26 protein-coding genes and 1 tRNA gene are annotated in these 24,779 nt (G+C 56.3%); 14 read left to right on the top strand and 13 right to left on the bottom strand.

The features are described 5' to 3' along the window. Positions 1-24: 24 nt before the first annotated feature. Genes VJ369_RS06425 through VJ369_RS06405 form a run of 5 tightly spaced genes read right to left on the bottom strand, consistent with a single transcriptional unit; the run spans position 25 to position 2,710 of the window. Entirely contained in the window at positions 25-234 is a 210-nt protein-coding gene (locus tag VJ369_RS06425; protein WP_324091262.1) for a DUF1653 domain-containing protein, read from the bottom strand. A 38-nt stretch (positions 235-272) separates the two neighbouring features. Next, the gene (locus VJ369_RS06420; RefSeq protein WP_324091261.1) at positions 273-764 is read right to left on the bottom strand and encodes a MogA/MoaB family molybdenum cofactor biosynthesis protein; all 492 of its coding nucleotides are present in this window, start codon (positions 762-764) and stop codon (positions 273-275) included. Next, positions 754-1,230 carry a cyclic pyranopterin monophosphate synthase MoaC gene (moaC, locus tag VJ369_RS06415; RefSeq protein WP_324091260.1) on the bottom strand — a complete coding sequence of 159 codons (477 nt, stop codon included), beginning with the start codon at positions 1,228-1,230 and terminating at the stop codon, positions 754-756. The genes VJ369_RS06420 and moaC overlap by 11 nt, the downstream gene beginning before the upstream one ends. Beyond that, complete coding sequence (gene glp / locus VJ369_RS06410; protein ID WP_324091259.1) at positions 1,223-2,455, bottom strand: gephyrin-like molybdotransferase Glp; 1,233 nt, start codon at positions 2,453-2,455, stop codon at positions 1,223-1,225. Before glp (VJ369_RS06410) ends, moaC begins: the two co-directional genes overlap by 8 nt. Before the next feature lie 3 nt (positions 2,456-2,458). Beyond that, positions 2,459-2,710: a MoaD/ThiS family protein gene (locus tag VJ369_RS06405; protein WP_324091258.1), complete on the bottom strand. Its 252-nt coding sequence runs from the start codon at positions 2,708-2,710 to the stop codon at positions 2,459-2,461. A gap of 39 nt (positions 2,711-2,749) precedes the next feature. On the opposite strand from VJ369_RS06405, the gene VJ369_RS06400 reads away from it, so the two are divergent. Both VJ369_RS06400 and VJ369_RS06395 read left to right on the top strand, forming a co-directional pair. Beyond that, on the top strand, positions 2,750-3,922 hold the full coding sequence (locus VJ369_RS06400; protein WP_324091257.1) for a ThiF family adenylyltransferase: 1,173 nt from the start codon (positions 2,750-2,752) through the stop codon (positions 3,920-3,922). 2 nt (positions 3,923-3,924) lie between these two features. Continuing rightward, a complete protein-coding gene (locus VJ369_RS06395) occupies positions 3,925-4,332 on the top strand; it encodes a molybdenum cofactor biosynthesis protein MoaE (protein ID WP_324091256.1) in 408 nt (135 codons plus the stop codon). Positions 4,333-4,703: 371 nt separating this feature from the next. Here VJ369_RS06395 and VJ369_RS06390 read toward each other — a convergent pair whose 3' ends face one another. After that, positions 4,704-5,759, bottom strand: coding sequence for a PDDEXK nuclease domain-containing protein (locus tag VJ369_RS06390; RefSeq protein WP_324091359.1), 1,056 nt, complete (start codon positions 5,757-5,759; stop codon positions 4,704-4,706). A gap of 594 nt (positions 5,760-6,353) precedes the next feature. Here VJ369_RS06390 and VJ369_RS06385 point away from each other — a divergent pair. Continuing rightward, positions 6,354-6,764 (top strand): hypothetical protein, encoded by a 411-nt coding sequence (locus VJ369_RS06385; protein ID WP_324091255.1) that lies wholly within the window; start codon positions 6,354-6,356, stop codon positions 6,762-6,764. A 176-nt stretch (positions 6,765-6,940) separates the two neighbouring features. Then, the gene (locus tag VJ369_RS06380) at positions 6,941-7,522 is read left to right on the top strand and encodes a shikimate kinase (protein ID WP_324091254.1); all 582 of its coding nucleotides are present in this window, start codon (positions 6,941-6,943) and stop codon (positions 7,520-7,522) included. A 104-nt stretch (positions 7,523-7,626) separates the two neighbouring features. Here the strand turns inward: VJ369_RS06380 and VJ369_RS06375 are convergent, their stop codons facing one another. The 4 genes from VJ369_RS06375 to VJ369_RS06360 all read right to left on the bottom strand — a co-directional run bounded on the left by VJ369_RS06375 (position 7,627) and on the right by VJ369_RS06360 (position 15,180). Next, positions 7,627-7,917 carry a hypothetical protein gene (locus VJ369_RS06375; protein ID WP_324091253.1) on the bottom strand — a complete coding sequence of 97 codons (291 nt, stop codon included), beginning with the start codon at positions 7,915-7,917 and terminating at the stop codon, positions 7,627-7,629. 218 nt (positions 7,918-8,135) lie between these two features. Then, complete coding sequence (locus tag VJ369_RS06370) at positions 8,136-9,092, bottom strand: S66 family peptidase (protein WP_414652625.1); 957 nt, start codon at positions 9,090-9,092, stop codon at positions 8,136-8,138. A 698-nt stretch (positions 9,093-9,790) separates the two neighbouring features. Continuing rightward, positions 9,791-13,471 (bottom strand): hypothetical protein, encoded by a 3,681-nt coding sequence (locus VJ369_RS06365; RefSeq protein WP_324091251.1) that lies wholly within the window; start codon positions 13,469-13,471, stop codon positions 9,791-9,793. A gap of 752 nt (positions 13,472-14,223) precedes the next feature. Next, entirely contained in the window at positions 14,224-15,180 is a 957-nt protein-coding gene (locus VJ369_RS06360) for a YafY family protein (protein ID WP_324091250.1), read from the bottom strand. A 104-nt stretch (positions 15,181-15,284) separates the two neighbouring features. On the opposite strand from VJ369_RS06360, the gene VJ369_RS06355 reads away from it, so the two are divergent. The 3 genes from VJ369_RS06355 to VJ369_RS06345 all read left to right on the top strand — a co-directional run bounded on the left by VJ369_RS06355 (position 15,285) and on the right by VJ369_RS06345 (position 16,836). After that, the gene (locus tag VJ369_RS06355; RefSeq protein ID WP_324091249.1) at positions 15,285-15,830 is read left to right on the top strand and encodes a DinB family protein; all 546 of its coding nucleotides are present in this window, start codon (positions 15,285-15,287) and stop codon (positions 15,828-15,830) included. A gap of 62 nt (positions 15,831-15,892) precedes the next feature. Then, the gene (locus VJ369_RS06350) at positions 15,893-16,489 is read left to right on the top strand and encodes a helix-turn-helix domain-containing protein (protein ID WP_324091248.1); all 597 of its coding nucleotides are present in this window, start codon (positions 15,893-15,895) and stop codon (positions 16,487-16,489) included. After that, entirely contained in the window at positions 16,486-16,836 is a 351-nt protein-coding gene (locus VJ369_RS06345; RefSeq protein WP_324091247.1) for a DUF6036 family nucleotidyltransferase, read from the top strand. Before VJ369_RS06350 ends, VJ369_RS06345 begins: the two co-directional genes overlap by 4 nt. 206 nt (positions 16,837-17,042) lie before the next feature. On the opposite strand, the gene moaA is transcribed toward VJ369_RS06345, so the two are convergent. Further along, a complete protein-coding gene (gene moaA, locus VJ369_RS06340) occupies positions 17,043-18,083 on the bottom strand; it encodes a GTP 3',8-cyclase MoaA (RefSeq protein ID WP_324091246.1) in 1,041 nt (346 codons plus the stop codon). A gap of 133 nt (positions 18,084-18,216) precedes the next feature. Here moaA and modA point away from each other — a divergent pair, with 133 nt between their 5' ends. From modA to VJ369_RS06305, 7 genes are all read left to right on the top strand, one after another. Beyond that, entirely contained in the window at positions 18,217-18,981 is a 765-nt protein-coding gene (gene modA / locus VJ369_RS06335; RefSeq protein WP_324091245.1) for a molybdate ABC transporter substrate-binding protein, read from the top strand. Next, positions 18,974-19,780, top strand: a complete 807-nt coding sequence (locus VJ369_RS06330; protein ID WP_324091244.1) for an ABC transporter permease — start codon at positions 18,974-18,976, stop codon at positions 19,778-19,780. The genes modA and VJ369_RS06330 overlap by 8 nt, the downstream gene beginning before the upstream one ends. After that, on the top strand, positions 19,777-20,523 hold the full coding sequence (locus VJ369_RS06325; RefSeq protein WP_324091243.1) for an ATP-binding cassette domain-containing protein: 747 nt from the start codon (positions 19,777-19,779) through the stop codon (positions 20,521-20,523). Before VJ369_RS06330 ends, VJ369_RS06325 begins: the two co-directional genes overlap by 4 nt. Continuing rightward, positions 20,523-21,770 (top strand): gephyrin-like molybdotransferase Glp, encoded by a 1,248-nt coding sequence (glp, locus tag VJ369_RS06320; RefSeq protein WP_324091242.1) that lies wholly within the window; start codon positions 20,523-20,525, stop codon positions 21,768-21,770. The genes VJ369_RS06325 and glp (VJ369_RS06320) overlap by 1 nt, the downstream gene beginning before the upstream one ends. After that, positions 21,767-22,645, top strand: coding sequence for an NTP transferase domain-containing protein (locus VJ369_RS06315; protein ID WP_324091241.1), 879 nt, complete (start codon positions 21,767-21,769; stop codon positions 22,643-22,645). The genes glp (VJ369_RS06320) and VJ369_RS06315 overlap by 4 nt, the downstream gene beginning before the upstream one ends. Before the next feature lie 69 nt (positions 22,646-22,714). Then, entirely contained in the window at positions 22,715-23,233 is a 519-nt protein-coding gene (locus VJ369_RS06310; protein WP_324091240.1) for an NUDIX hydrolase, read from the top strand. Positions 23,234-23,405: 172 nt separating this feature from the next. Continuing rightward, on the top strand, positions 23,406-23,948 hold the full coding sequence (locus VJ369_RS06305) for a YaeQ family protein (RefSeq protein ID WP_324091239.1): 543 nt from the start codon (positions 23,406-23,408) through the stop codon (positions 23,946-23,948). A 150-nt stretch (positions 23,949-24,098) separates the two neighbouring features. Here the strand turns inward: VJ369_RS06305 and VJ369_RS06300 are convergent. Together VJ369_RS06300 and tadA are read right to left on the bottom strand one after the other, a co-directional pair. Continuing rightward, a tRNA-Ser gene (locus VJ369_RS06300) sits at positions 24,099-24,189 on the bottom strand. 94 nt (positions 24,190-24,283) lie between these two features. Next, positions 24,284-24,760 carry a tRNA adenosine(34) deaminase TadA gene (gene tadA, locus VJ369_RS06295; protein ID WP_324091238.1) on the bottom strand — a complete coding sequence of 159 codons (477 nt, stop codon included), beginning with the start codon at positions 24,758-24,760 and terminating at the stop codon, positions 24,284-24,286. Positions 24,761-24,779 lie beyond the last annotated feature (19 nt).

The raw sequence follows: 24,779 nt of genomic DNA, 5'->3' as shown, positions 1-24,779 counted from the left end.
CAGCGGATCAAACAGCATTCCAGGCTAAGCAATCCGGGCGAAACGCGGACCTTTGTAACCGTCGCGCTCAATCTCTTCGTCAAACATCGCCAACGGACGGGCCCAAAAACTGTAGTCACCGTAGAGCATGCGGTAAAAGACCAGTGGCTCTTCGGTCTCAGTGTGTTTGCCTACGGCCAGCACTTCGTAGCGCTGACCCTTAAAGTGCTGGTAAATTCCAGGCTCGATACTCAACGATGTGGCCTTTCAGATTGAAGCTAGTGAAATGATCATTAGCGTGGACCGTGCCCGGTGTCACCGTCACGCTGGGCTAACAGGTGATCTAGAACCGGATCCAACACGGCCAACCCGTCCTTCACCCCACCGGAAGAACCGGGAAGCGTAATCACAAAACTCTTGCCCGCAAACCCGGCGACTCCGCGAGTAATAATCGACAGCGGGGTGGACGCTTCACCGCGACGGCGGATGGCCTCGATAATACCGGGCAATTGTACGTCCAACAACGGGGCGACCATTTCGGGGGACTGATCATCGGGGGAGACCCCAGTTCCGCCGGTGATGATTACTACCTGAACGCCATGAGCCAATAACTCATCTACGGCAAAACGCACCGGCTGCCCATCGGCAACTACCTGTGGATCACCGGTTTCAAAACCGTGCTCGGTCAGCCACCTGGTAATCAGTGACCCGGTTCTGTCTACGGTGGTTCCTGCCGCCGCACTGGTGGAGGCGACCACTACCGCAGCACTACGATTAGTCTCCACGAACCCAGTCACCACTCTTTCCGCCAGACTTAGCCAACACCTTCACAGAGCAAACCTCGGCATGCTTGTCCACGGCCTTGACCATGTCATAGAGGGTCAGTGCGGCCACGCTGGCAGCTGTTAAGGCTTCCATTTCCACCCCTGTGACACCCTTGGTGGTCACCTGTGCGGTAACCCGCACAGCCGAATCCTCTGCAGTGAAGTCGATGGAGACCTTGGAGATGGGGAGCGGGTGGCATAGCGGGATCAGTTCCCAGGTTCGCTTGGCTGCCATGATGCCGGCGACTCGGGCGGTGCCCAGCGCTTCGCCCTTGGGCAGATTTCCGGTCATCAGCATTTTAATGACCTCCGGGCGGGTGACGAAGATGGCCTCGGCGGTAGCCACACGCTTGGTGACGGCTTTATCGCTGACATCGACCATATGAGCACTGCCGTCTTCGCGCAGGTGGGTGAGTTTCTCAGACATTCATTCTCCAAATTTCAACGCTTTGCCCGGCGGCCAGCTCGCTGACTCCTACCGGGATATGCACCAGCGCGTCGGCGCGGGCAAGGTCATGAACCAGATGTGATCCTGGATCCAGGATGGTGACCTGACCATCTTGGATCAGTGCCCGGCGCACCTGGTGCTTATGTTCCGGGGAACTTACCGTTTGCGCCAATGGGAAGTGCTCCGGTTGCGGTTCCGATAGTCCACCGAGCGCGCGCAGTAACGGGGTGAGAAATAGTTCAACCGAAAGCAGGGCGCTGACCGGGTTCCCCGGAAAACACAGTACTACGGCGTGCTCCAGCTGGGCGAAGCCCTGTGGCCCGCCGGGTTGGATCGCCACATGATGGAAATTTCCTCCACGTCCGGCGAGCGCCTGCCGGACCACTTCGTAAGCGCCTGCACTAATCCCACCAACGGTGAGGATCAGATCGACTTGTTCTTGGAGCTGATCGATAGCTACCGCGAACCGGTCTGGGTCATCAGGCAGCTGGAGGGTGCGCACATCTACCCCGTAGCGGCGCAGCAGGGCTGCGAGCATGGGGGAGTTCGCATCCGGGATCTGGCCCTCGTCCGGGTTGGTACCGCCCAGTTCGTCGCCGGTAGTGCACAGTGCCACCGTCAGTGTCCGGCGCACCGGGATCTCGCGTAGTCCGCTGGAAGCCAGGGCTGCAATCATCGTGGGGGTCAGCCTGGTACCGGCACTAGCCACTAAGGCTCCGGCTTCCAGGTCAACTCCGACCGGGCGGATGAATCGTCCCGGGACGCTGCGTGCGGTGAACTGTGCATGACCGCTGACAGCGCCTTGGCCCGGACGAATCAGCTTCGGAAAAGTACCGAGGACGCTTTCTTCTACGGGGATGACGGTGTCCGCTCCCTGGGGAATCATCGCCCCGGTCATCACCGGGCTGACGGTGCCCGGCTGGAGTTGAAGCTGCCGGTCTCCGGCTGCGGCGGTGAAGCCCAAAGGCAGGGTAGCCGGGGTAGTTGGGGAAGCGGAGATCAGGTCGGCGCTGCGCGCAGCATAACCATCCATCTGCGAATTGGTGAAGGCTGGGATGGGCAAGGCAGCAAAGAGATCTTCGCTGGTGACCTTGTCGCAGAGCTCGGCGCTTGCCACCGGTAGTATCCGGGTACCTAAGGAGCTGAATACCGGGCGCAATAGCGCCTCAAGCTCGAAGCGGTGGTTTTCTAGGGTACAGGACATGGATTATCCGCCCGCAAAGGGCGGCAGTACGTCCACGGTCAGCGACTCATCATTGCCTAATCCACCGGCGTCGCGCCGGACTACGCCGTTGATCAGGAAGCTTCCGGCGCGCAGTACCTGGGCCATCGCAGGGCCATAGGCTTCACTGAGCTCTGTACGCAATTGGGCTAGGGTTTCTGGTTTGTTCCATAACTCCTGCTCGGTCCCCGCCGCCGCTGCGGCGGCAGCGAAGTAGCGTATCGTAATCTTCGACATGACTTCATGCTATCGCGCCGGTGCGCGGAGGACACGATGATGAGCGAACGCGACTTTCCAGCCCTTGTTGGCCCCGGGGCTGAACTGAGCGCAGAGCAGCGGCAACGGGCCGAACGGCAACTTTCGCTGCCTGGGTTTAATCTCATTGCCCAGCGCCGATTGGCTGCCGCCCGGGTACTGGTGATCGGCGCCGGTGGGCTGGGTAGTGCCTGCATCCCGTATCTGGTCGGGGCCGGGGTGGGCACGATTGGGATAGTTGATGATGATGTAGTTGAGTTATCAAATTTGCACCGCCAGATCACCCACACCACCGCAAATATCGGGGTTGCTAAGACCACTTCGCTGGCCCAAGCGGCCACCGGATTGGACCCTAATGTGAGAATCATCGAGCACATGCTGCGGCTGGACTCGGACAATGCGCTGGAGATCTTTGCGAATTATGACCTCGTGATTGATGGAAGTGACAACTTCCCGACACGATATCTAAGCAATGATGCCGCGCAGCTCTCCGGTATCCCACTGATCTGGGGATCAATTCTGCAACACCACGGCCAAGTCTCCGTGGCCTGGCACGAGCACGGTCCGGGCTACCGCGATCTCTTCCCGGTGCCACCAGCCCCGGGGACGGTGCCGGACTGCGCGGTCGGGGGAGTACTGCCCGGATTATGCGGAACCATCGGTTCGCTGTTGGCCACCGAAGCGCTGAAGCTTATTACCGGAATCGGCAAGCCACTGGTGGGCAAAGTGTTGATCTATGACGCACTGGCCGCCAACACCCGCAGCCTTGAATATTCACGTGACCCGCAAGCCGCAGAAGTGACCGAGCTGATCGACTACGTGCTGTTCTGCTCCGGATCGCTGCCCGAAGTGCAAGGCATCGACGCTGCCGCGCTCGCCGAAGCACTAGCTAGTGGCGAAGCACCAGTCTTGTTGGATGTGCGCAATGAAGATGAACGCTTCGAACGGCACATTGCCGGTTCGCTGTTCATGCCTTTGCCTGAATTGGAAGCCGCCATTGAAGCTGGCGCGACCCTAGGGCAGATCCCCGCTCGCGTCACGGTGTACTGTGCCCGTGGCCCCCGCTCGCAGCGTGCCGCCGCATTATTGGCCGGCCGTGGAGTGGATGTTAACTATCTTGAGGGTGGAATCCCCGTCTTGGCGGCCCTGGCCCCGAATCTGCTGGCCGAACCCTCGAAAGCTGAAGGAGCCTGACTATGAGCTATGCCCTGATTACCGAAGAACCCATCGACGAGGCTGCGGTACGCACCGCGGTGCAGTCCGATACGGCCGGGGCGGTGGTGCTCTTCCACGGGATTATCCGCAATCACGATGGTGGACAGTCGGTGAACTCGCTGGACTACTCACATCATCCGCAGGCCCAAGAATTCCTGGAGAAGATCATCGCGGAAGAAGAGGAACGTACTGGACTGAAACTCTCGGCCGTGCACCGCGTGGGTCCGCTGAAGATTGGTGATGCCGCTCTGGTGGCTGCCTCGGCTGCAGCGCACCGCAAGGAAGCGTTTGACGCCATCGAGAACTTGGTAGAACGCATCAAGGCTGAGGTGCCGATTTGGAAGAAGCAGCACTTCACTTCCGGTAGCTCCGAATGGGTGGGGATTTAATCGTTTTGAACCCGGTCAAGGACTGTTGGGTGGTTCTCGATTTGTTGGATTGAACGACTGGCCTCTTGGCTCGTGAATGGTGGGTCTGCCTGGAGCTCTTGATTTCCTGAAGACCAGGTATTCAACTGAAGTTGGCGGGGCATGATGAGAAACCTGGATAGACTTCGACACATCTATTGATGGTAGGGGTACTTGACGATCTGCGAAGAGCTAGCCGAAGGTGTCTTGCAACTGATAATGGGGACATAATCCGAAGAGGTTGGTTACAGCACATAGTTGCAAGACGGTTCGGGCGTCGAGTTTGCAAGGATTTGCATCTGAAGAAAAGGTGGACGGCGAGACGTCTTATAATCCATGGGTTGCAAGACGTCTCACAGGCGCGACTGACTCGCCGTTTCACCGTCGATTTCTAACGCAGCCGCAATCGCTTCAGGGGACGGCAAAGTCGTCTTCTCTTCTTGAGGCAGAGCCTCATACGTATAAGACGAAACCGCTAAAGGCTGTGTAGAACCATCCAACGCGTAGCGTACCGTCCGATCATTTTTGGACCCGCACACAAGGATCCCCACTGTTGGCGCCTGACGGGGAAGCCGCAACATGTCGTTGACGGCCGCGACGTAGAAATTCAGTTGCCCCAAGTGCTCGGGTTTGAACTTTCCAGCTTTCAACTCAACAACAACGTACCGGTCGGACGGCACGTGATACAGCAACAGATCAATATAGAAATCATCGCCATCGACATCGAGATGGTATTTCCGTCCTAGGAACGCGAAACCCGCACCAAACTCTGCCAACGTCTGCGACAAACGCAAGGTCATGGCTTCTTCCAAGGCATGCTCCTGCGCCTCTTCCGTGAGCCCTAAGAAGTCGAAAATTAAGGGATCTCTAGCAACCTCACGGGCTAGGTCAGTTCCTTCGCTTGGTAAACGAGATTCAAGATTGTTTGGAGCGGCGCCTTCCCGAGCGTGCAGTTGAGTGTGAATTTGGTGTTCAAGAACCGCCACAGACCACCCATGCTGAACAGCACGCTGCGCGTACCACTGGCGTAGTGCTCGGTCAGTAATCTTGTTCAGAAGTGCGACGTTGTGAGTCCAGCTCAATTGTCCAGTTATTGACTGGACAATTGACTCGTCATCGCCCCAGGCCTCGGCAAAGTCTCGCATGTTGTAGAGATTCGTCCGCGAAAAACCTTTCATGTGAGGGAACTCTGCTCGTAGGTCCCGAGCTACTCTGTCGAAGACTTTGCTTCCCCACGGCTGGTCTGCCTGACGATCAAGAATGATTCGTCCGATATTCCAGTACAGCTCAACCATGGCCGTATTGACCATCCGATGGGCGCGATGCTGGGTCTCATGGATCAACGCTTTTAGGGTCGCTAGAGCATCAGAATAATCATTGGGTAGTTCTCGTTCGTCTGGGACATGTATCAACCATAAGTGCCGATGACGAAGGTCCTCGAAATTGTCCAGTCACCACCTGGACAATTAATGCGCCGCGTCCGTTACTTCACACAATGCAGGGCACAATATTTCGGGGCGTAGCTCTCACTGTGTCAGTATCGTTCGTTTTTGGTGTCCCGTAAGCGGAACCTTTACCGGACGTTGCTGTTTAGAGCGTTCGGGTCATTCGGACTGAACGTACGGCGTCTTCGATCCTCACTGTCCCGTCGTTGAAGAAGCCATTCTTTCGGTAGAAGGCTTGTGCCCGTGGGGTCGGATCAGCGATCAAGAGCGAAGCGGGGGAAGTAGGCTAGTGTCAAAAGTATGTCTTGTACAGCACCAATTAGAGGGCACCGCAGTAGCCTTGCCCAAGCCCGATGCCCATCGCCCGTGCACGGGGGGCAATCTTCGGGATTCAGTCAGAGTTCAAACAATTCTCCTTCGTCGACCCACTCAGCCTCGACGGACACGGCCATCCCGGGCAGCGTCGCGCCTCATACAGCGAATCCATACCTATCAACGCAACAAGCAGCAAGGGCTCGCGAAGTTGAGCGCGTCCTGATTAATGCGGGCCTCACTGTCATGGAGTCAAAGGATTTCGCGGTCGCGCTGCTCGATTTGTCAGTTGAGTTGGCTGGTGAAGCTGCAAAGCGTGGAAAAAGCAAACACTGGCTGTGCGAGATGCTGGCCGACCTCGCTGATGTCATTGACCCCGCGGTTATCGCGGATGCGGTTGGCAGTGTCTTCGAGACTGCCGTGGTCGACGCCGGGGCGCCTTCTTGGATCGCGCAAGTCGCTGGTTGGGGCATTTCCAAGGCCGCTGAAACGGCATTGCTTCCCCTCCTGCCTGGCTCACAACTGTGCCTGGGTCTTCGCGCACTGAGCCTGCTGGTTTGTCCAAACCCCGAAGCCTGCCCAACTCAACCAGAGCTGGCAGCAGCGATTCTCAAAGCCGGCATCGGGGTGCGGACTGACTCGAACCAAACGACCTGAATGTGAAGGACTGGCCGTAAGCTCTGTCCATCAATATTTTCTTCGCCCGGGAAGACCATTAAAACAAAGTAGGGGTGTCGGGGTCTGTCCCGGTCATCAACCCTAATCGGACACGACGACAGCGCTTATTCATGAAGCCGTGTCGCTTTCAGTATTTCCGATGCCAAGATTGCTTTATGAGTCGCAATTCTCCGCTGATCCTGATCGGTCCGGCCGCAACAGGAAAATCGACCTTGGGCCAAATCGTAGCTACGAGCTTGTCTGTTCCATTTGTCGATATAGACGAAGTTGCAGATCACTACTACGAGGAGGTTGGTTGGAGCCTCGAACAGCTCTCGTACAGAAGTTCATTGGTAGGTCGCGTAGCTGCCGAGCGTGAATGGGAAGTCGCGCGAGCACATGCTGTGACTCGCGTATTAGCGGACTATCCCGGTGCCGTTGTCGCTATGGGTGCAGGAAATACATCGTACAAAAATGAACGACACTTCCAAGGTGTAAGGAATGCTCTGAAGGATATGACTTGCGTCTTGCTTGTCTTGCCTTCAGCAGACCGTTCCGAAGCATTGAGCACGCTACGTAGTAGAGCGCTTGATTCAAAAGGTACGGACTGGATCAGCTCAGGACATGATTTTCTCGCGGAATGGCTCGATGACGAAGGAACGCGAGACCTGGCCACTGAAACCATAATTACAGGTAGCGAAGCTCCAGAGGTAACCGCTGAAAGGATTGTCGCGATGCTTCACCGCGCCAGCTCCTAGACGCTCACGGATCAACCCTTTGTCCGCCTTGTTGTTCCTTTCGTCGAACCTTTACTGGGACACATACATCAGTTCAGAGAAAACGGAACGGCAAATCATCCGAGCTACGTCACGTCGTCATCAATTTCGAATACGTAGAACCCGTTGTCGAAAAACCACGCAAGAGACGCTGCCGGATTATCCACGCTTCCCTGCCACCCTGGAAGGCCGACAACAGTCGGCTTCATTCCCAAAGCCTCCACGTGTGTTGTTGCTTGACTGAGAACGTTGGAATCGTTCACCGCTGGCCTATCTTCCGTGATCTCCCATAGGTGGCGTACAACTACATACCTCCCAGTGGAGACATCATTGACATCAGAGTAATCCACGAGATCGAAATAGAATCCATCTGCCAAAGCACTATTCTCTATGAAGACGACGCGTCTAGGCGATAACGGCAGCACCCCCTTGGTTCGCATATATGGAACCTCCTGCAGGACAATTTTCAGCCCTGAGGCAATGCGAAGTGAAAAAAGGTTTGAGGTAAGGCTCTACAGGTTTCGAAACCCCGAAATATCAGACTAATAATGAGAGCTTTTCCATAGTGCTTGGATGTGGTTGCTCGGCGCCCTTCTTAGTATTCAGCGATCTGGAGACTACTGGTCGATTCCAAATTCAAAGCGGACTGGCCACCGATTGGCAGGGTCATTTGTGGTTGGGTATGCCCGAAATCGACGTTCGCCAAGACAGGTAGACCGGCCAACGTTGGCTGCCTGGAAACAATCTCCTTTAGAATCTCGCGGGTCATGCCGGTTGCCTGCTGGAACCTGCCGATTATCAAACCTCGGATTTCACTTGCTTCGGCGGTTTGTAGGAGTGAAGCAAGGTCGCGGGCGAAGGTCGATGGATCTGTCATGGAATCGTCTTCCAACATGAGCATTGCTCCATTAAGCGACGGCATATGGCCCGTTCCCTGGAGAAGATTCAGTGTGCACAGGTTGCCGCCAATGATGTGGCCGGACGCGGTTCCACGCTGCAGGGCCCACCATCCTTCCCCGGGCAGGATGCTTCGATTGTCCTGGTCGAGGAACCAAGTATCGTCAGTCCAAGTCAGGGATGGGGACAGTTCCATCTTGTATCCGTCAAACAGGGCATCGATGAACCAGCGCCGGGTCTCTTCGAAGTGGTTACGCATCCCAAAGCTTGACCAGTGCGGGCCCGAATATGTCACGAGACCAGTGTGGGCGAGGATCGCGTTCTGGAGCGCTGTAATATCCGAATAGCCGCAGAGGATCTTGGGACTAGCGGCATTCAGATCCCAGTCCAGGTGTGGGAGAAGCTCATTACTGTTGTATCCACCGATGACGGTGATGATGGCCTTGACCTCAGGATCAGCAAAAGCATCATGCAGGTCAGCTACCCGCGAAGCGATGGAGGAAGAATCGAATATGTCTCGTTCATCCACGTGGGCACCGTAAGAGACTCTCAAGCCCATCTCGTGAAACCTGTGCTCGATGAGTGTGCTGTGATCATTTTCGGAGACCATAGCAAAGCCGCAGGCCAGCTTAAGATTTCTGCTGGACTGTTTCACCGTGCCCCGCCAGAGGGTCTCGCAAGCCGGTCGCCATACGGGGCACTCGATCCGTTGACTGGGTAAATTTTCGAAACTCCGAGTTTTCAAAGATTTCAGATTCCCGTATACCCCACCCGAGAAAAAGCCCGGTGAAGGGGCCATATACAGGACACCAAAAACGGTCGATTTAGATACTGTGAGGAAAGGGTTTCCATACTTCGGGACGGAAGCCTGGAGAATGCTTGCCAGCAGGCAACGCTCAGATTATTCCTCAATTCGGGTTCTCCTGGAAGAGCATAATTCAGGTTCAGAAAGCTTCGTGCTTCCACTGCATTTGGCTTTAAGGAAAATAACAACACGGCCACGACACTTCGTGATGGACTCAGAGATAAGTTGTCCTGAATCTGGGCAAAGGATCCTTTGCTGAGACCCGGGATCCGTGATGAGCCAGTAATGGAATACATACGGTAGCATCATGGGGCAGGGCGCCCAGCTGAATCCGAGAGACCTAAAGCAAACCATGTGATAGTTTCGTTGTGGATCATGTGGTGAGGAGAACCTGGAACACCCATAATTGGAGATGATCCTAAACAATTTTCGACCGGATCAGAATGAGATCGTAGAAGCTGGAACGGCGGGGGAGCAACATCCCAAATCTCCTAGTGCTGAGCTCTTCGAGCACTTGATCCAAGGCCGGGGGCTACAGACCAAACGCGTCAGGATGTTTCTGCGCGTTTCATGTAAACTCGCACTTTTTTAGCCTTCTTGTCAAAAGAAACCGAGCTAACGAGTTTCATTTCCTTCAGTACCCTGAGCAACGCTTTAACTTCCGGAGTATCCGGCAGGAGAGGTTGATGTCCTCCTTTGCGTGTAAGCATGTCATAGGGCGTTCCCAAAAGTCCAACAATCTTCATGAGGTCATCCCGATCAATGGATCGCAAGTGAGGGACAAGAAGCTGAAGTGAAGCATCATGTGAGATGTTCCCCGTGATCATAACAGTCAGAGATGCCAGAGTGACTGGGAAGTTGGACACCAGAGATTGATGGGCGAGAGCCTGCAACGACTTTCTATCTGGAACATCTTGGTATGCGGGCAACGCTAAGATCAGTGCCTCTTTAACTAGGTTGGGGACTTCAACGCTAGTGGCTATGTTGTGGATTTCGGTCCTGCTGAGCTTGACATCCTCTAGATAGGAGTGAAATTTCGTCGAAGAAACAATTATTTTTTCTTTGGTAGCCCAGTTTTGGTCGGCGATATGGACGAAAAGTTCGCTCGTGTCGTTTAGAAGACCTAAAGCCAGGAGTTCGCCGAATATATCGCTGTCCCGAGGCTTGATCTCACTAAGTGCTATTGGGGAATTGAGTCGAAGGCTCTTGACGAGTGATATGGCCGTTGAAGTTTCTAGCAATTTTGAATTGATGAACCGTACAGCCATTCGTGCGGACGTCTCATCCGCTTCCTCAGGAGTGTCTAGGATGATCGGCTCATTTTCCAGGAAATGTGCGAGGTTGCTGTCCAATGCTTGCTCGTCTTCGACTCCGAGGTAGGTATTTACGTTCTTGAATGATGGCAGCATGCGCCCGGCTTCGGCGATGTGCGGCCAAACGGCAGTGGGAACAGTGGCAAGATCCTCGAGAACACAATCCCGATGAGCTCGGCTTATGAGGAGGCTGAGTGGTTTCGGCTCACTATCCGCTACATCAATTAGGACCGCGGGGAATCGCGAGGCGTCCCTGATGGTTGGAGTCTCCTCTCCCAATACAGAAAGATACGTTGGTAGTTCGCGCAGGACATATTCATATACAGAGCGGCTTGAGTCCTTAATTACATCGAGAGCGAGATCGGACTCGCCTTCCAGCGCGGAGGACAGATTAGGTAACGTCAGTTGGTACAGATGACCATCAATAAGATGCTGCCGAACGGACGAAGTTACGAACTCAAGCTCAGGTATGAAAATACCAAATCTCTGAAGAAGGTTCGCTACCTTGTTAGCCTCTACTTCATCAATGCATCCAGTAAATGTAGAAAGCTCGGGGTATTCATCAAAAAGTAGCTTCCGGATATTTTCGTCGAATTCATACGTCAACGTGGAAGCTGAGCCTAATAACGCACTGTCTAGTAATCGGACCATTCGTTCGGGCGGGGTGCCCTGGAAATTGCCCAAGAATGTAAACACACCAGTCCACTGAGGCGCCAAATTACTTATTAGCGATTCAGGGCTTCCACCTTCACGTATGTAGGTTCCTATGAACTCCAAGTCGGGGACGCTTACTCGTGCGAGCCGCTTATATGTACGGTCAAGACGAGTGTCGCCGGTCTTTATCAGATAGTCGATAATGTCTATGTTGTAGATTGCTTCTTGGTTGAAGAGACTGTCCCCCGCCTCGTCGATAACGCCTTGCACGTCCTGTGCCCTAGTCAGTTGAAAGTACGCGTCGGTCGTACCAGGCTGGACGACTTTAAGGATGAAGTTCATCGCGGGCATTGAAACATTGATGCCATGGAACTTGGAAACGTAGAGGGCGTAGTTCTCATCGATGTGCTTCGTTTCCAGAAGCTTGATAGCTAGTTCGGATAAATTCTTGGATCGCGCATAATCAAGCAAGGATGTCCGTTCCTTCTTGCCCACCACTAAGTCAGGACGAGCGACAAGTGCGGAAATATCTGCTGATTTGAGAAAGGCCTTTTCTTTTTCACAGGAAGCGATCTGTTCTTCTAGGCCAGAGAGCTCGCTGGTCTTCCAATCTTCAGGTTCCAATTTCATGCCCAAAAGCTTTTCCACGAGCTCAACGGAGAGTGCTGTTCTCCGCTGGTTCCCCCATCCGTCAAGGGCGCGGACATCTCCACCATGTGCAAGGAACTCGGACCAAAAATTATCGCTTGACGCGGCACTTAAGGAATAGCTCGAACCATTCACCCGTACCTGTTGGTCCCATTTTGCACCGAATAGATCGCTAGTGGTGCTTAATCTTTGGAAAAGCCTTGTGGCATAAGTTTGCCCTTGCGCTGTAGCGCTCTCCAGCCTCGTTCGCCGGACAGAAAGATCGCGGATCTCCTGATCAAGCCGATCAATATTCTCTTTTACCAGTAGACGGCTTGCCCGATACAAATCGTCCAGTCTACTTTCGTTGCTCTTAATCATTTCGTAGTCCGTCAAGTGCACGTTCTTGTAGATGACCATTGCAAATAGAGAGTCCGCGTTCAGACCCACCAAGCCGTCGCTGGCAGATAACACGACCCGGCGGAAGATCTCGTACTCATTGCGAATGTTCTTGATCAAGCGCATATCTGTCAGATATGGGGCCACAGTGGAGATGACGTTTGCCGAGGGACCTTCTGGTGAATGCTCCATTTGCTCAGTAATCAGGTCGCGGGACGTACGGTGGGTGATGAACGGAACGATCGGGACGACGAGATCGAAAAACTTTGTACGATTTGCTGCCGTTTCGGACCACTCCCGAGCCTGCTTGCCATCTTCTCGCGGACGGCCCAGCATCTCAAATACACTGTCTTTGATTGCATAGACGAACCTGATAGGGCGTTGGCCGAGCTGCTTGGAGCTGTTCAAGATCGTGTTCAGCTCCCTCAAAGTCTCGAAGATATGGGGATCCTCAAACCGGTCAATATCCTCGAACACAGCCACATCACAACCTGTACGCTGGAAGAAGAAGATGATTTCGTCGAGGAAAATGTCGAAGTAGTAACTGTCGCTACCGGTAAGCGAAAAAGATGCGGCTCCCGCTGTAAATTTGTCTACGCGAAGCTTTCCATGAGCAGTCCACAGAATCGTTAAGAAAGTGCCAGCAAGGATGATTGTGAGCGTCGATAGAATCAGCGCTTGAACCCAGAAAATGTCACTTGGGATTCTCTGGCTAATTCGGTCTCCCATGCCCGTAACAATGAGCATGAAAGCAACCGCCAGGGCAAGCCCGGCCGAAATTCCGGTTGCTGGCCACCAGCGAAATGACTCAATGCGTCGATACCTCGATCCCCTCATTCGCGAAGGTTTCTCGCGGTACAACAGCTGTTTTACGATTTCTTTTTGGATGAAGTTTGTTACTAGAGATGGCTTTCCCTGGCCCGATTCTCCATCATTAGAGTTCGCCGGAGGGAGGTCTTCTTGCATTGTAGCGAGGGCAAGGTTTACAGAGCGATTGCCCAACCTTGATTCCAGTTCGCTAATAATACTGCTCTTGCCACTGCCATAGTTTCCTGTGAGCGCAATATTCCGAGCAGCTCTGGACGATCTCTCTGCTAAAGAAGACTCCAACATATCGACATAGGCTGCGTGATCGATAGGCTCGTACTTAGGCTGTAGCGACTGTAGGCTGAGGTTCTCGCCCTCTTCAGCCAAGGTTGAAGGCGACAAGGAAAATCCATGAAAGAGTAGATCCATGAATGGATTCTATCGGCGGATGAACCAAGGGTTGTATTCGAACGACGCAAGTTTTACTAACAAAATACCCTATCTAGGAATGCCTGATGAGAAACCTGCTTCGTGCAATGCGATCTCGGATTCCGGAGCATCATAAGAACATATTCTGCGATGATCATTGCATTATGGGTAGCTATATTACCGCACAGCTCAGGATGATTTTCGGGTGTTTTCATCTGTAAGAAGAAGGCATCAACGTCCTTAGAGATCAATTCAAACTGATACCTACTGTTCAGGACCACGTTGACGAAAGCAACGGAGTCTGGATCGTTTGCCCGAACGGAACTAGCAGAATATTTTTATTGTCGCCCATCGAGCGTCCTCAGCGTTTGAAACTGGATTGCGATTCTTGCACATAATTTGCGAAACGCGCAATGCCTGAGGCTGAAACACCACGTCAATTCATACATTTTTACTGAAGATTTTGCGGCGTCTTGGGGCAAGGTACGGCGCCAGAATAATTGACGCGGTCACTGGTAAACCTCAGACCAAAAGGGGATTGTAGATCAATGTGGTGCGTTATCCGAAACTTCTTTATTTGCAAAAAATACAAATACAACAGCCTTGACATAATCTACAATATCGGCGCTCAATCTACGAGGGGTGAAGGTAGTTGCGCACCGAAATCGCTAGACACAACAGGGCGAGGGCTTGTTGATCCGCGAATGGCGGATCTGCTCATCTTCAACAACTTTGAGCACGGCATTCCACCGTTACTGTTTGGAACCCTGCACCAAATTCTTTGACCACGAGTTCAGCAGTTCACGCAATTCCTTCGGCTGCACCTCGCTGACCCTCGACTCACTCATCGCAAGGCCGAACGCCACCCAGCGCAGATCCATATTCTCGGTGCGCACGAGGCAACTTTCCTCATCGATCTGCTGGATCTGAAACCAACGACCGATGAGCGGCTCTAGTTTCTGTGCACTGGAGTGAATCCGTGCGCTTACCTCTAGTTGTCCGCTCCCGCGCAACCCCGCGCGTACGAATCCCGCGGCATCGCCACCTGGCACTTGGCGGGGCGTGAAACGCAACGCCCTGGGCGAGGGGTTCTGTGCGCGGTCCACGCGGAAGCTACGCCAATCATCGCGGTCCAGATCAAAAGCCACCAGGTAGTAGCGATTGCCCACGTTCACCAGCTGGACCGGTTCTGCCCTGCGAGAGCTCGCGCTACCTTTGGCATCAAGGTAATCGAAGGCGATTCGTTCATGGTCGCGGCAAGCCTGGGCAAACGCCACAAGTACCCCTGGATCCACTGGATCAGGTACGGAGGACTGGGAATTGAGCGGTACGGTGCTCGTGGCCAGCGCTTGCGCGCGCTGATGCAACCTGGCTGGAAGCACAGGCACAATTTTTCCCATTGCCCGCAACGCGGCCTCGGCTAGCGTGGAAGATCCGCCATGAATGGTGGACTGCAATGCGACTACTAGTGCCACGGCTTCCTCGTCGTCAAGCACCAACGGTGGAAGCGCGGTGCCGGATGCCAACTGATAGCCACCGCCCACGCCACGATCAGCCTGCACCGGATATCCTAGATCGCGCAGCCGGTCGATGTCTCGGCGCACGGTGCGCAAGCTGACATTCAGGCGTTCGGCAAGCTCGTCTCCGGACCAGTAGCGATGGGTCTGCAGCAGGGAGAGCAAACGCAAAAATCTGGTGCTGGTACTCATGCAATAAGTCTGCCTTGATTTAGGACAGAAACTGGCACCTATTACTCATATTCTGGGTATTACCAGTTGGAAATACCGGCTGCAGCTTATGCCAGGAGGCAATTATGAGCACCATGGCCATCACCAACACCACCCTGCGTGGCGAACGCGCCGACCTGTTCCAGTCGCTGGCCAACGCCAGGCATTTCCTGCGGTTCACTGTCCAAGGGTTGAGCGACGAACAGGCAGCGCAGCGCACCACGTCCAGCGAGCTGACCCTTGGCGGTTTGATCAAGCATGTAAATGCCGTGGAAAAGCAGTGGCAGGGATTCATCGTCAAGGGCCGCGCTGCCATGGCCTGGGATGGAGCGGATTTCAGCCAGATGCCACCCGAAGCCATCGAAGCCTTCCACGATGAGTTCCACATGCAATCCGGCGAAACCCTGGCTGCGCTCCTGGGAAACTATGCGCAGACTGCCGAGCGCACCGATGCCCTACTGGCGGAGGTGGACCTGGACACCGTGCATGAGCTGCCTTCAGCTCCGTGGTTCGTCGATACCCACTGGTCGGTACGCCGCACTTTGCTGCACATCATCTCCGAAACCACCCAGCATTCAGGGCATGCGGACATCATCCGCGAATCATTGGATGGGCAGAAGTCGATGGGCTAGCACGGGATGTGACATCATCTCAATCTATCGATCAGGTCACCGCACGGTGACATGGTGGGAATATGAAAAGCCCATCGTTCACAGCCGCCAGCTTGGCAGGCAAGATCCGCACCCAACGCGGTGCTCTCGGTCTGACTCAAGCTGCGTTGGCCAGTTCGGTGGGTGTTTCGCGCAAGTTCATCGTTGACCTGGAATCTGGAAAAGAGACGGTGGCTCTTGGGTTGGTTCTCAAAGTCCTAGAGACGCTTGGTTTTGAGGAGCCCGGACGGCGCATCGTACGCGACCGGGGTGCTGAGATAGCGCGCGACTTCCAACAGGCTCTCCATGCACAGGACTACGAATATGCTCTACGCCTTGTGAGCGAGTATTCAGCGGAGTCCATAGAACAGGGCCATCCACTTTTGGATAAGTCGCCGGCCATAGAAGACGCTCAGTATCAGGTGGCGCTGGCCGCACTAACTCGGTGGATTGCGAATAAAACTCAGACTCCAATCCCGCGGTGGGCCGCAGACATCACGCGGCCGGCGGAGCCCGTTTTCCTATTGGAAAAGTTGTATCCGGCAGGGGAGAAGATGAAGGAGGTTATCCGCTCTGAAACTCCTAGCGAACTTCAAGAGCTGAACGTTTGGATAGGTGAACGGAGCTTAGGAACAACATGAGCGGAGCAGGGATAAGAAGATTCCAAGTGGATGAGTTGCTAGTAGAACTCGACAGGCGCACGGGTGAACGTGAACTCACTTTGAATATTAGAATCGTCGGGGGCTCAGCACTGCTTCTTCACGGTCTAATTGATCGTGCTACGGAAGATACTGACGCCTGCTATTCGCCTCAAGCTGAAGTGGAAGAAATCATCGACGCAATGGCCCAGGAGTTTGGACTGCCTAAAAAATGGCTGAACTCGAGCGCAGCTGCGTTTATTCCCGACAATGCCGGCTGGACAGCTGCTCCAGATCCGGTTCTTGCCCACATCAAGTTGGCAGATCTACCAACATTGACCGACATGTAGCTGGCAGCTGAACGTGACACAGACATTCTTGATTTAGGGCATTTAATCAACGTTTTAGGACTCAACGACCCAAGTGAAATAGTCGGCTTCGCCTACGGAAAGTATGGAGTAGATTCGATCCCGTTATCCCAGGGACGGGTAAATTACGAGATCGTCGCAGCAGAAGCCCTAAGTGCAGCGCGACGTTTTAAGGCCAACAAAAACCTCTAGCCACCGATGTAGGACATTTCGATACGCTTGCGATTGCCCGGTGTCAGTGCGGCGCGCAGTTCCGAGTAATTGTCATCGCGTTTGCGCCAGTGGCCGGTTAGCGCCTTGGCCAAGTCTTCGTCGCTGATTCCGTCACGCATCAGCTGGCGCAGATCATATCCTGAGCCGGCGAACAGGCAGGTGTACAGCTGGCCTTCGGCCGAGACCCGAGCCCGCGAGCAATTGCCGCAGAAGGCATTGGTGACACTGGAAATTACGCCGATTTCACCGGCTCCGTCGGCATAGCGCCAGCGGTTTGCTGTCTCGCCCGGTTCGGTCTTGGTGACCGGTTCCAATGCCCACCGGTTGTTGATCATGGAGACCACTTCAGCAGAGGGGAGTACCTCGTCGAGCTTCCAGCCATTGGTGGTGCCGACATCCATGAATTCAATGAAGCGCAGGATGTTCCCGGTGCCGCGGAAATGCTCGGCTAGGGAAAGGATCTCGCTGTCATTGACGCCGCGTTTGATGACGGTGTTGATCTTTACCGGTCCCAGACCGACATCGCGAGCCACCTCAATAGCTTCCAGCACCTTGGACACGGGGAATTTAACATCATTAATGGCCTTGAACTTTTCATCATCCAGCGAGTCCAAGGAGATGGTGACACGGTTAAGCCCGGCTTCTTTCAGGGCGGGTGCGAGCACCGGCAAGGCTGAACCATTAGTAGTCATCGCTAGATCAACGCTCTGACCCTCCGGGGTGCGCAGCTTGGAGAGCATCGCCACCAGATCCACGATGCCGCGGCGCAGAAGTGGTTCGCCACCGGTCAGGCGCAGCTTAGTGACGCCAAGGGACACCGACACCCGGGCCAGACGTTCAATTTCCTCGAAGCTCAGTAGCTCTGAGCGCTCACGGAATTGGAAGTCACGGCCAAAAATTTCCTTGGGCATGCAGTACACGCACCGGAAATTGCACCGATCCGTCACCGAAATCCGCAAGTCATGCAGGGGGCGTGAACGGGCATCAAGGATGTCCCCTGCTAATGGAGATTTCATACTTCCCAGCTTAACCCGGTTGGGGGCTTAGACGATAGGGAGTCGTCTGAAAGCGCAAATCAGCACGTAAAATAAGCAAGGAGGCTGCAGGACGGTTGTAGCATGGGCTCAAAGCACAATTTCTGGAGAATTCATGCATGTACGTAGGCCGTTGGCCCTCCGATGCGCGGTGCTCGTCACCGCGACCTCGCTGGCCCTAACCGGCTGTTCGGCGAGCAACAATGCAGCCAGGGATTCCATCACCATCGCCGCAGCGGCCTCCCTGCAGGGAGCCTTCGAGCAGATCTCTGAAGAATTCACTGCAGAACACCCGGACGTGCAGATCACCAGCATCAGCTATGACGGTTCGTCGACGCTGGCCACACAAATCCTGGAAGGCGCAGACGTGGATGTCTTTGCCTCGGCTGACGAACGAAATATGTCTGAGGTGACGACGAGCGGCCTCGGCAATGAACCGGTGATCTTCGCCAGTAACACCCTGGTAATCGCGGTGCCGCAAGATAATCCGGCTCACATTGACTCCCTAGCTGACCTCGCGGACGCCACCACCGTACTGTGCGCTCCACAGGTGCCTTGCGGAGCGGCTTCTCAACGATTACTCAAGGCCAGCAGCGTGGAGATCACCCCGGCCAGCCAGGAACAGAATGTTACTGCTGTGCTGCAGAAGGTAGCGGCGGGTGAGGCAGATGCGGGACTGGTCTACGCCACCGACGTGGGGCATGATCAAAGAGTCGCAGCGATAGTGCCACAGGGGGCAGAAGACATCGTCAACAGCTACCCGATTACCACGCTGGGCGAGAACCCCGGAGCGCAGGCATTCGTCGACTTTGTGGTCGGCGAGCGCGGCCAAGCGATCATGGCCGAGCACGGCTTCGGCACAGGTCAGGCACGTGGCTAGCGATACCGGGGTGCGAGTTCCCGGGTTTGCCATCGCCCCGGCGTTGTTAGGTGTGGCGCTCCTGGTGCTGCCGCTGCTGGCCTTGGTGGGCCGCGCCAGCTGGTCCACACTCATCACCGATGCCACCAGCGAGGTGGCACTGTCCGCGCTTTGGCTGAGCTTGCGCACCGGGGTGGCCGCCACCGCGCTGTGCGTCTTGCTCGGTGTGCCGCTGGCGGTGCTGATGGCCCGCAGCTCGACCCGCGTCGCTCAGCTGCTGCGAGCGCTGATCGCGGTGCCGTTGGTGCTTCCGCCGATGGTTGGCGGTGTTGCGCTGCTCTTCCTATTCGGGCGCACCAGCCCTATCGGCCAGGTGATCGATTCACTGTGGGGGATCACCCTGCCCTTTTCCACAGCCGCGGTGGTCATTGCCCAAAGCTTTGTTGCACTGCCATTCCTCGTGCTCTCCGTAGAAGGCTCGCTGCGCGCAGCTGGCAGCGGCTATGAGCAGGCCGCCGCCACCTTGGGTGCCGGACGCTGGATGGTGCTCACCCGCATCACCCTGCCGCTGGCCGCACCGGGCTTGGTCGCCGGTATTATCTTGTGCTTTGCCCGGGCCATTGGCGAGTTCGGTGCGACCGCACTGTTTGCCGGCAATGCGCCCGGTGTCACCCAGACGATGCCGCTGGCCATCTACACCGCTTTTAATGGCGCCGGCACCGGGCGCGACTCGGCTGTCGCGCTGTCTCTGCTCTTGCTGGCCACCGCAGTGGTGGTACTGCTGCTGGTGCGTGCCTGGCGTCCGGGGGCGCTGAAATGACGCTCAAGGTCCAGCTGCGCGTGCCGCGCACCGGATTCGACGTGGACGTTAAATTCGAGGTTCCCGCCGGCCGCACGCTGGCGATCATGGGCCCGAGCGGATCGGGCAAGTCCACGATAGTCCATGCCATTGCGGGGATTCAGGAAATCACTGCCGGGAGCATTGAACTCTCCGGAAATGTCCTCGCCGATGCCGTGGCACACCGTCCACCGCACCTGCGCGAAGTTGGCCTGCTGGGACAGGACCCGCACCTGTTCCCGCATCTGGATGCGCTGAAGAACATCGCTTTTGGGGCGCGTGCGGGGGGAATGGATAAGTCCGAGGCCAAGGCTGCCGCCGGCGAGTGGATTAAACGGCTGGGACTTCAAGAAATAGCCACGCACCGGCCCGGAACCCTCTCCGGAGGCCAACGCCAACGCATCGCCTTAGCGCGTGCGCTGGCCGCCAAACCGAAGATCCTGCTCATCGACGAGCCCTTCGCCTCACTGGATGTCGAGGCGGCCATGGACATGCGCGCTTTGGTGCGCGAAGAACTGAAACGCACCGCCACCAGCGCCATCGTGGTCTCGCATTCGGCCGCGGATACCCTGGCGCTCGCCGATGATCTGCTGGTGCTCGAACGCGGTCTCATTATTCAATGGGGAACCGTCGCTGAAGTTTTCGCCGACCCCGCAAGCCGCTTTGTCCGTGCCGTGGTAGCCACCCTGCCCGCGCACCCCTTGGCCATCGAGAAAGACCACTGATGCCCCACCGCAGCGACCCCATAGAACTCGAAGAGCACCGCGAGCGGCTGCTCAGTTTGGTGACTCCTCTGCCGCCGCGCATCATCGACGTGGCCGGAGGCTTCGCCGACCTGCACCGGGCGGTGCTGGCCGCAGACGTGAGCGCCGCGCATCCGCTGCCGTTGTGGGATAACTCGGCCATGGACGGCTATGCGGTGCGTTCGGCTGATGCGGCTGCTGCGCCGGTGGTCTTGGAGGTCATCGGTGAGGTACCGGCCGGAAGCGGATGGGACCCGGCATTGACCCCTGGCCAGTGCGTGAAGATCATGACCGGCGCTCCGCTGCCTTCCGGCGCCGACGCCGTGGTGCGCATCGAGGATACCTCAGGGCTCGTCGCGGGTTGGGATGCGGGCACGGTGCAGGTCAACGTGCCGGTGGCTGCGGGCAAGGATGTGCGCCGGCGCGGGGAGGACAAGGCGGCCGGGGACCTGGTCGCCCAGGCCGGTGAGGAACTCACCGCTGCCCGGCTATCGGCATTGGCTGCGGCCGGTGCCAGCTCGTTGATGGTGCGCACCATGCCCAAGGTTGCGGTACTGATCACCGGGGCAGAACTGCGTACACCCGGGGATCAGCTGTCGCGCGGGCAGATCCCGGAAACAAATTCCTTGCTGATGGCCGGGCTTCTTGCCGAATCCGGAATTCAAGCGGACACCGTGGTGCACTGCGTGGATGATACCGAAGCGGTGCGTGAGCAACTGAAAATTCTAGGTGCCACCCATGATGCGGTGCTGAGTACCGGCGGAGTGGGACCTGGTGCTTACGATGTGATGCGCCAGGTGCTGGATACCGAGCCCGATGTGCAGGCGACCCGAGTGAAGCTGCGCCCCGGCCAGCCTCAATGCGCCGGTCGGCTGGCCGCCGGCGCAATGATCTTCGCCCTACCGGGTAATCCGGTGAGCGCCGCGGTCAGCTTCGAGCTGTTCGTGCGGCCGGCCCTGCGCGCCATGCAGGGCCACCGCGAGGTATTGCGCCCAACCTTGCGAGCCATCGCCGCAGTCGGCTGGAAAGGCGCCGCCGGACGGATGCAGGTGATCCCGGTGGTCTTCGAGCACGGTGTGGTGTTGCGCTGCGCCCCCGCGGTGCAGGCGCAGAGCATCTCCCATTCGGTAGGCGGCTTCGGCGCGGCCGAAGGTTATGCGCTGGTTCCAGCTGGCACCACACAGGTTAATCCCGGGGATGAAGTCGACGTGCTGCGGTTGCTCCCATGAGTGCCATCGACCTTCCTGAATTTGATGCGCTCGTGCTCGCCGGTGGCCGGGGCAGACGTTTGGGCGGGAGCGGCAAAGCCGAGCTGGAATTGCATGGACAGCGGCTCGTTGACCGTGCAGTAGCAGCCACCCGCAGGGCAGGAGCTAGCCGCGTAATCGTAGTGGGTCCGAAATCCAGCGGAACGAAGGCCGATGCCGTGGTGCGCGAAGATCCTCCGTTCGCCGGCCCCTTGGCCGGCATCGCCGCAGGATTGCGGCAACTGGCGGCAGACGGTGCCAACGAATGGACTATGGTCCTGGCCTGCGACCTGCAACGTCCGGCCGCCGTAGCAGCGGCCTTGACGAACAACTTTGACCGGCGGGACGCCGAGGGTCTGTTATTGGTTGATGGGCAAGGTCATACCCAATGGTTGGCCGGAATCTACCGGACTTCCGCCTTGGCCTCGGTCTGTGAAGGATTAGGCGAGAAACTGGTCAACGCACCGGTGCGCCGAGCCCTAAATCAGCTTCGCCTGGCACAGGTGGCGGTGGATGATGAAACCAGCAGTGATATTGATACCCCGCAGGCGTTGGAAAGCGCCCGCCACGATGAAAGGACACGCATGGCACAGCATCTGCCACCCGAAGCATTGAACGAATGGCTGGAAGCCGCAGCCAAGGAATTGGGCCTGGATTCCGGTGACGTAGATATCGCCACTGTGCTCGATGCTGCTAAGCATGTAGCACATGAGGTAGCACGCCCTGCGGCGCCGTTGAGCACCTTCCTGCTTGGCCTGGCTGTGGGAAGCGGCAAGGGAGGTCTTGCGGGGCTCTCGGAGCAGCTCGTCTCACGTGCTCATCGCTGGGCGGATGAAAACCCCGAAAAACTCAGCTGAGCCATTTTTTGCCCGTCAGGTCTTTACCGGCAGATTGCGTTGTGTTGCCTGCCGCGGTGGAATGTAGGCATGGAAGAACAAGTCGCACTGTTTAATGAGCACGGCCAAGTTGTTGGTCAAGCCCCGCGTTCGCAAGTTCGGGCGGAGAATCTGCGCCATGGTGCCACCTCAATTGTGGTGTTCAACGCCGACGGGAATATCTTCGTTCACCAGCGCACCCCGACCAAGGACGTATATCCGGGGCTGTATGATTTCACCGCTGGCGGGGTGATTGCGGTGGGCGAAGGCCCTGATGAGTCGTCGCGGCGCGAAGCCAAGGAAGAGCTGGGAGTCGACAGCAAGCTGGTGGGATTGGGCGAAGCGAATTATTGCGACGCCAACACCACCTATCGGGCCTTCTTATATTGGACCATCGCCCAGGGACCATTGATCCTGCAGGCCGAGGAAGTCGCCTGTGGATCCTGGGTAGCTCAGAATGAACTGATTACAGATATCACCCGAGACCCCGCGCGGTACATGCCTGACTCCGTGGAGCTCCTTCTTGATTGGCTACGCGGGTTGAACGGGAATTTGCCAGTTGCCCACTAGGTATTTTGTTCACGAGGTTAAACGACATCTTTTGAGTCCTTGAGGGCTGTTTTAGCCGCTTCCTTTTGTCGTGTCCCTTGTCCTTGCGGCGCATCTCTTCAGTGAGAACTTGTGGACGCCAGCCTTTGGGGGCGTAAAGAGGTGCTGCGCGCCCACGGTAAACTCGTGAACTATGGCTATCGGCGCGACAATACAAACTTTCGAAGTCCAACTGGCTGATGTGGATCGCGGTGTTTACGAGGAGCTTTCATTGCGGGTGGCACAGCACCCCTCGGAAACCGACGCCTATCTGATCACCCGTGTTCTGGCGTACGCCCTGGAGTTTGAAGAGGGCATCACCTTCTCCGCAGGTGGAGTCTCTACCGGAGAAGAACCAGCGGTGATGATCAAGGATCTGACCGGGGATATTCTGGCTTGGATTGAGGTCGGTGCACCGGATGCCGCTCGTCTGCATTTGGGAAGTAAAAAAGCTAACCGGACAGCCGTATATACCCACCGCGAACCAGCAAAGTTGTTGGCCTCGTGGAAGGGTAAAACGATCTACCAAGCGCAGGACATTGTGGTTCGTTCCTTTGACCCGCGATTCATTGACTCTGCTGCCAAGGAGCGGACTCGGCGCAATACCCTGTCGGTCTCGGTCACCGAAGGGCAGATTTATCTTGAAATCAACGGCACCAATCTTGAGACTGAGATTCACGAGCACCAGATCGATTAAGTACCGGTGGAGCATTTCGCTTCGGTGTCTTCTCTGGTCATCGAAGCGAGACTTCAGCGTCTAGGTCTTCCAGCGGATTCTCTGAGTGGTCTTGAACGAAAAAATACCCCGGCTCCCTTAATTTCTAAAGGGAACCGGGGTATTTCTTAGTGGCGGTGACGGTGGGATTTGAACCCACGGTACGGGGTTACCGTACACAACATTTCGAGTGTTGCACCTTCGGCCGCTCGGACACGTCACCAGACCTGATAACTCTATAACGAACCTTTAGAGAACTCCAAAACGAAAGGGCTCCAATGCGCAGTTAGTGGTTCGAAACACATTGTTGGTTGCGATTAGATGCGTTTGGAACGGAAAAAATCGCGCAGTAGCTGTGCGCATTCTTCTTCTTTCACCCGAGGATAGACCTCAACCCAGTGGTTCAGCCGTGGTTCTCTGACGATGTCAAAGACGGAACCGCATGCCCCGGCCTTCTCATCCCAGGCTCCGAAGACCAAACGGGGGATGCGTGCAAGCACAATTGCCCCGGCACACATTGCGCAGGGTTCTAAAGTGACTACGAGGGTGCAGTCCTCTAGTCGCCACCCGTCGGCATTGCCTTCTGCCTGCAGCGCCTTCACCGCATTCCGGATGGCCAGGACCTCGGCGTGCGCCGTGGGATCCGCGCCCGCTTCGCGTTCGTTGCGGCCGGTGGAGAGTAGCTTGCCTTCGGGGGAGATGATGATGGCGCCGATAGGTACATCATCGGTCTCCAACGCGGCTCGGGCCTGTGCTAAGGCCAGATCCATCCAACTGTTATGTACGTGCTCCATAGTGCTTTTACTCTACGTG

Origin of the sequence: Glutamicibacter sp. (genome assembly GCF_035257265.1) — a bacterium.
In the GTDB taxonomy this organism is placed as follows: domain Bacteria; phylum Actinomycetota; class Actinomycetes; order Actinomycetales; family Micrococcaceae; genus Glutamicibacter.
Note: the sequence above shows the minus strand (reverse complement) of the source record. Positions and strands in the feature narration are given on the sequence as shown.

Bases quoted from the DNA above. Each gene is read 5' to 3' on its own strand.
- moaC (WP_324091260.1), bottom strand. From the start codon at position 1,230: ATGTCTGAGAAACTCACCCACCTGCGCGAAGACGGCAGTGCTCATATG.
- glp (WP_324091259.1), bottom strand. From the start codon at position 2,455: ATGTCCTGTACCCTAGAAAACCACCGCTTCGAGCTTGAGGCGCTATTG.
- VJ369_RS06405 (WP_324091258.1), bottom strand. From the start codon at position 2,710: ATGTCGAAGATTACGATACGCTACTTCGCTGCCGCCGCAGCGGCGGCG.
- VJ369_RS06400 (WP_324091257.1), top strand. From the start codon at position 2,750: ATGAGCGAACGCGACTTTCCAGCCCTTGTTGGCCCCGGGGCTGAACTG.
- VJ369_RS06395 (WP_324091256.1), top strand. From the start codon at position 3,925: ATGAGCTATGCCCTGATTACCGAAGAACCCATCGACGAGGCTGCGGTA.
- VJ369_RS06385 (WP_324091255.1), top strand. From the start codon at position 6,354: ATGGAGTCAAAGGATTTCGCGGTCGCGCTGCTCGATTTGTCAGTTGAG.
- VJ369_RS06380 (WP_324091254.1), top strand. From the start codon at position 6,941: ATGAGTCGCAATTCTCCGCTGATCCTGATCGGTCCGGCCGCAACAGGA.
- VJ369_RS06365 (WP_324091251.1), bottom strand. From the start codon at position 13,471: ATGGATCTACTCTTTCATGGATTTTCCTTGTCGCCTTCAACCTTGGCT.
- VJ369_RS06360 (WP_324091250.1), bottom strand. From the start codon at position 15,180: ATGAGTACCAGCACCAGATTTTTGCGTTTGCTCTCCCTGCTGCAGACC.
- VJ369_RS06355 (WP_324091249.1), top strand. From the start codon at position 15,285: ATGAGCACCATGGCCATCACCAACACCACCCTGCGTGGCGAACGCGCC.
- VJ369_RS06350 (WP_324091248.1), top strand. From the start codon at position 15,893: ATGAAAAGCCCATCGTTCACAGCCGCCAGCTTGGCAGGCAAGATCCGC.
- VJ369_RS06345 (WP_324091247.1), top strand. From the start codon at position 16,486: ATGAGCGGAGCAGGGATAAGAAGATTCCAAGTGGATGAGTTGCTAGTA.
- moaA (WP_324091246.1), bottom strand. From the start codon at position 18,083: ATGAAATCTCCATTAGCAGGGGACATCCTTGATGCCCGTTCACGCCCC.
- modA (WP_324091245.1), top strand. From the start codon at position 18,217: ATGCATGTACGTAGGCCGTTGGCCCTCCGATGCGCGGTGCTCGTCACC.
- VJ369_RS06325 (WP_324091243.1), top strand. From the start codon at position 19,777: ATGACGCTCAAGGTCCAGCTGCGCGTGCCGCGCACCGGATTCGACGTG.
- glp (WP_324091242.1), top strand. From the start codon at position 20,523: ATGCCCCACCGCAGCGACCCCATAGAACTCGAAGAGCACCGCGAGCGG.
- VJ369_RS06315 (WP_324091241.1), top strand. From the start codon at position 21,767: ATGAGTGCCATCGACCTTCCTGAATTTGATGCGCTCGTGCTCGCCGGT.
- VJ369_RS06310 (WP_324091240.1), top strand. From the start codon at position 22,715: ATGGAAGAACAAGTCGCACTGTTTAATGAGCACGGCCAAGTTGTTGGT.
- VJ369_RS06305 (WP_324091239.1), top strand. From the start codon at position 23,406: ATGGCTATCGGCGCGACAATACAAACTTTCGAAGTCCAACTGGCTGAT.
- tadA (WP_324091238.1), bottom strand. From the start codon at position 24,760: ATGGAGCACGTACATAACAGTTGGATGGATCTGGCCTTAGCACAGGCC.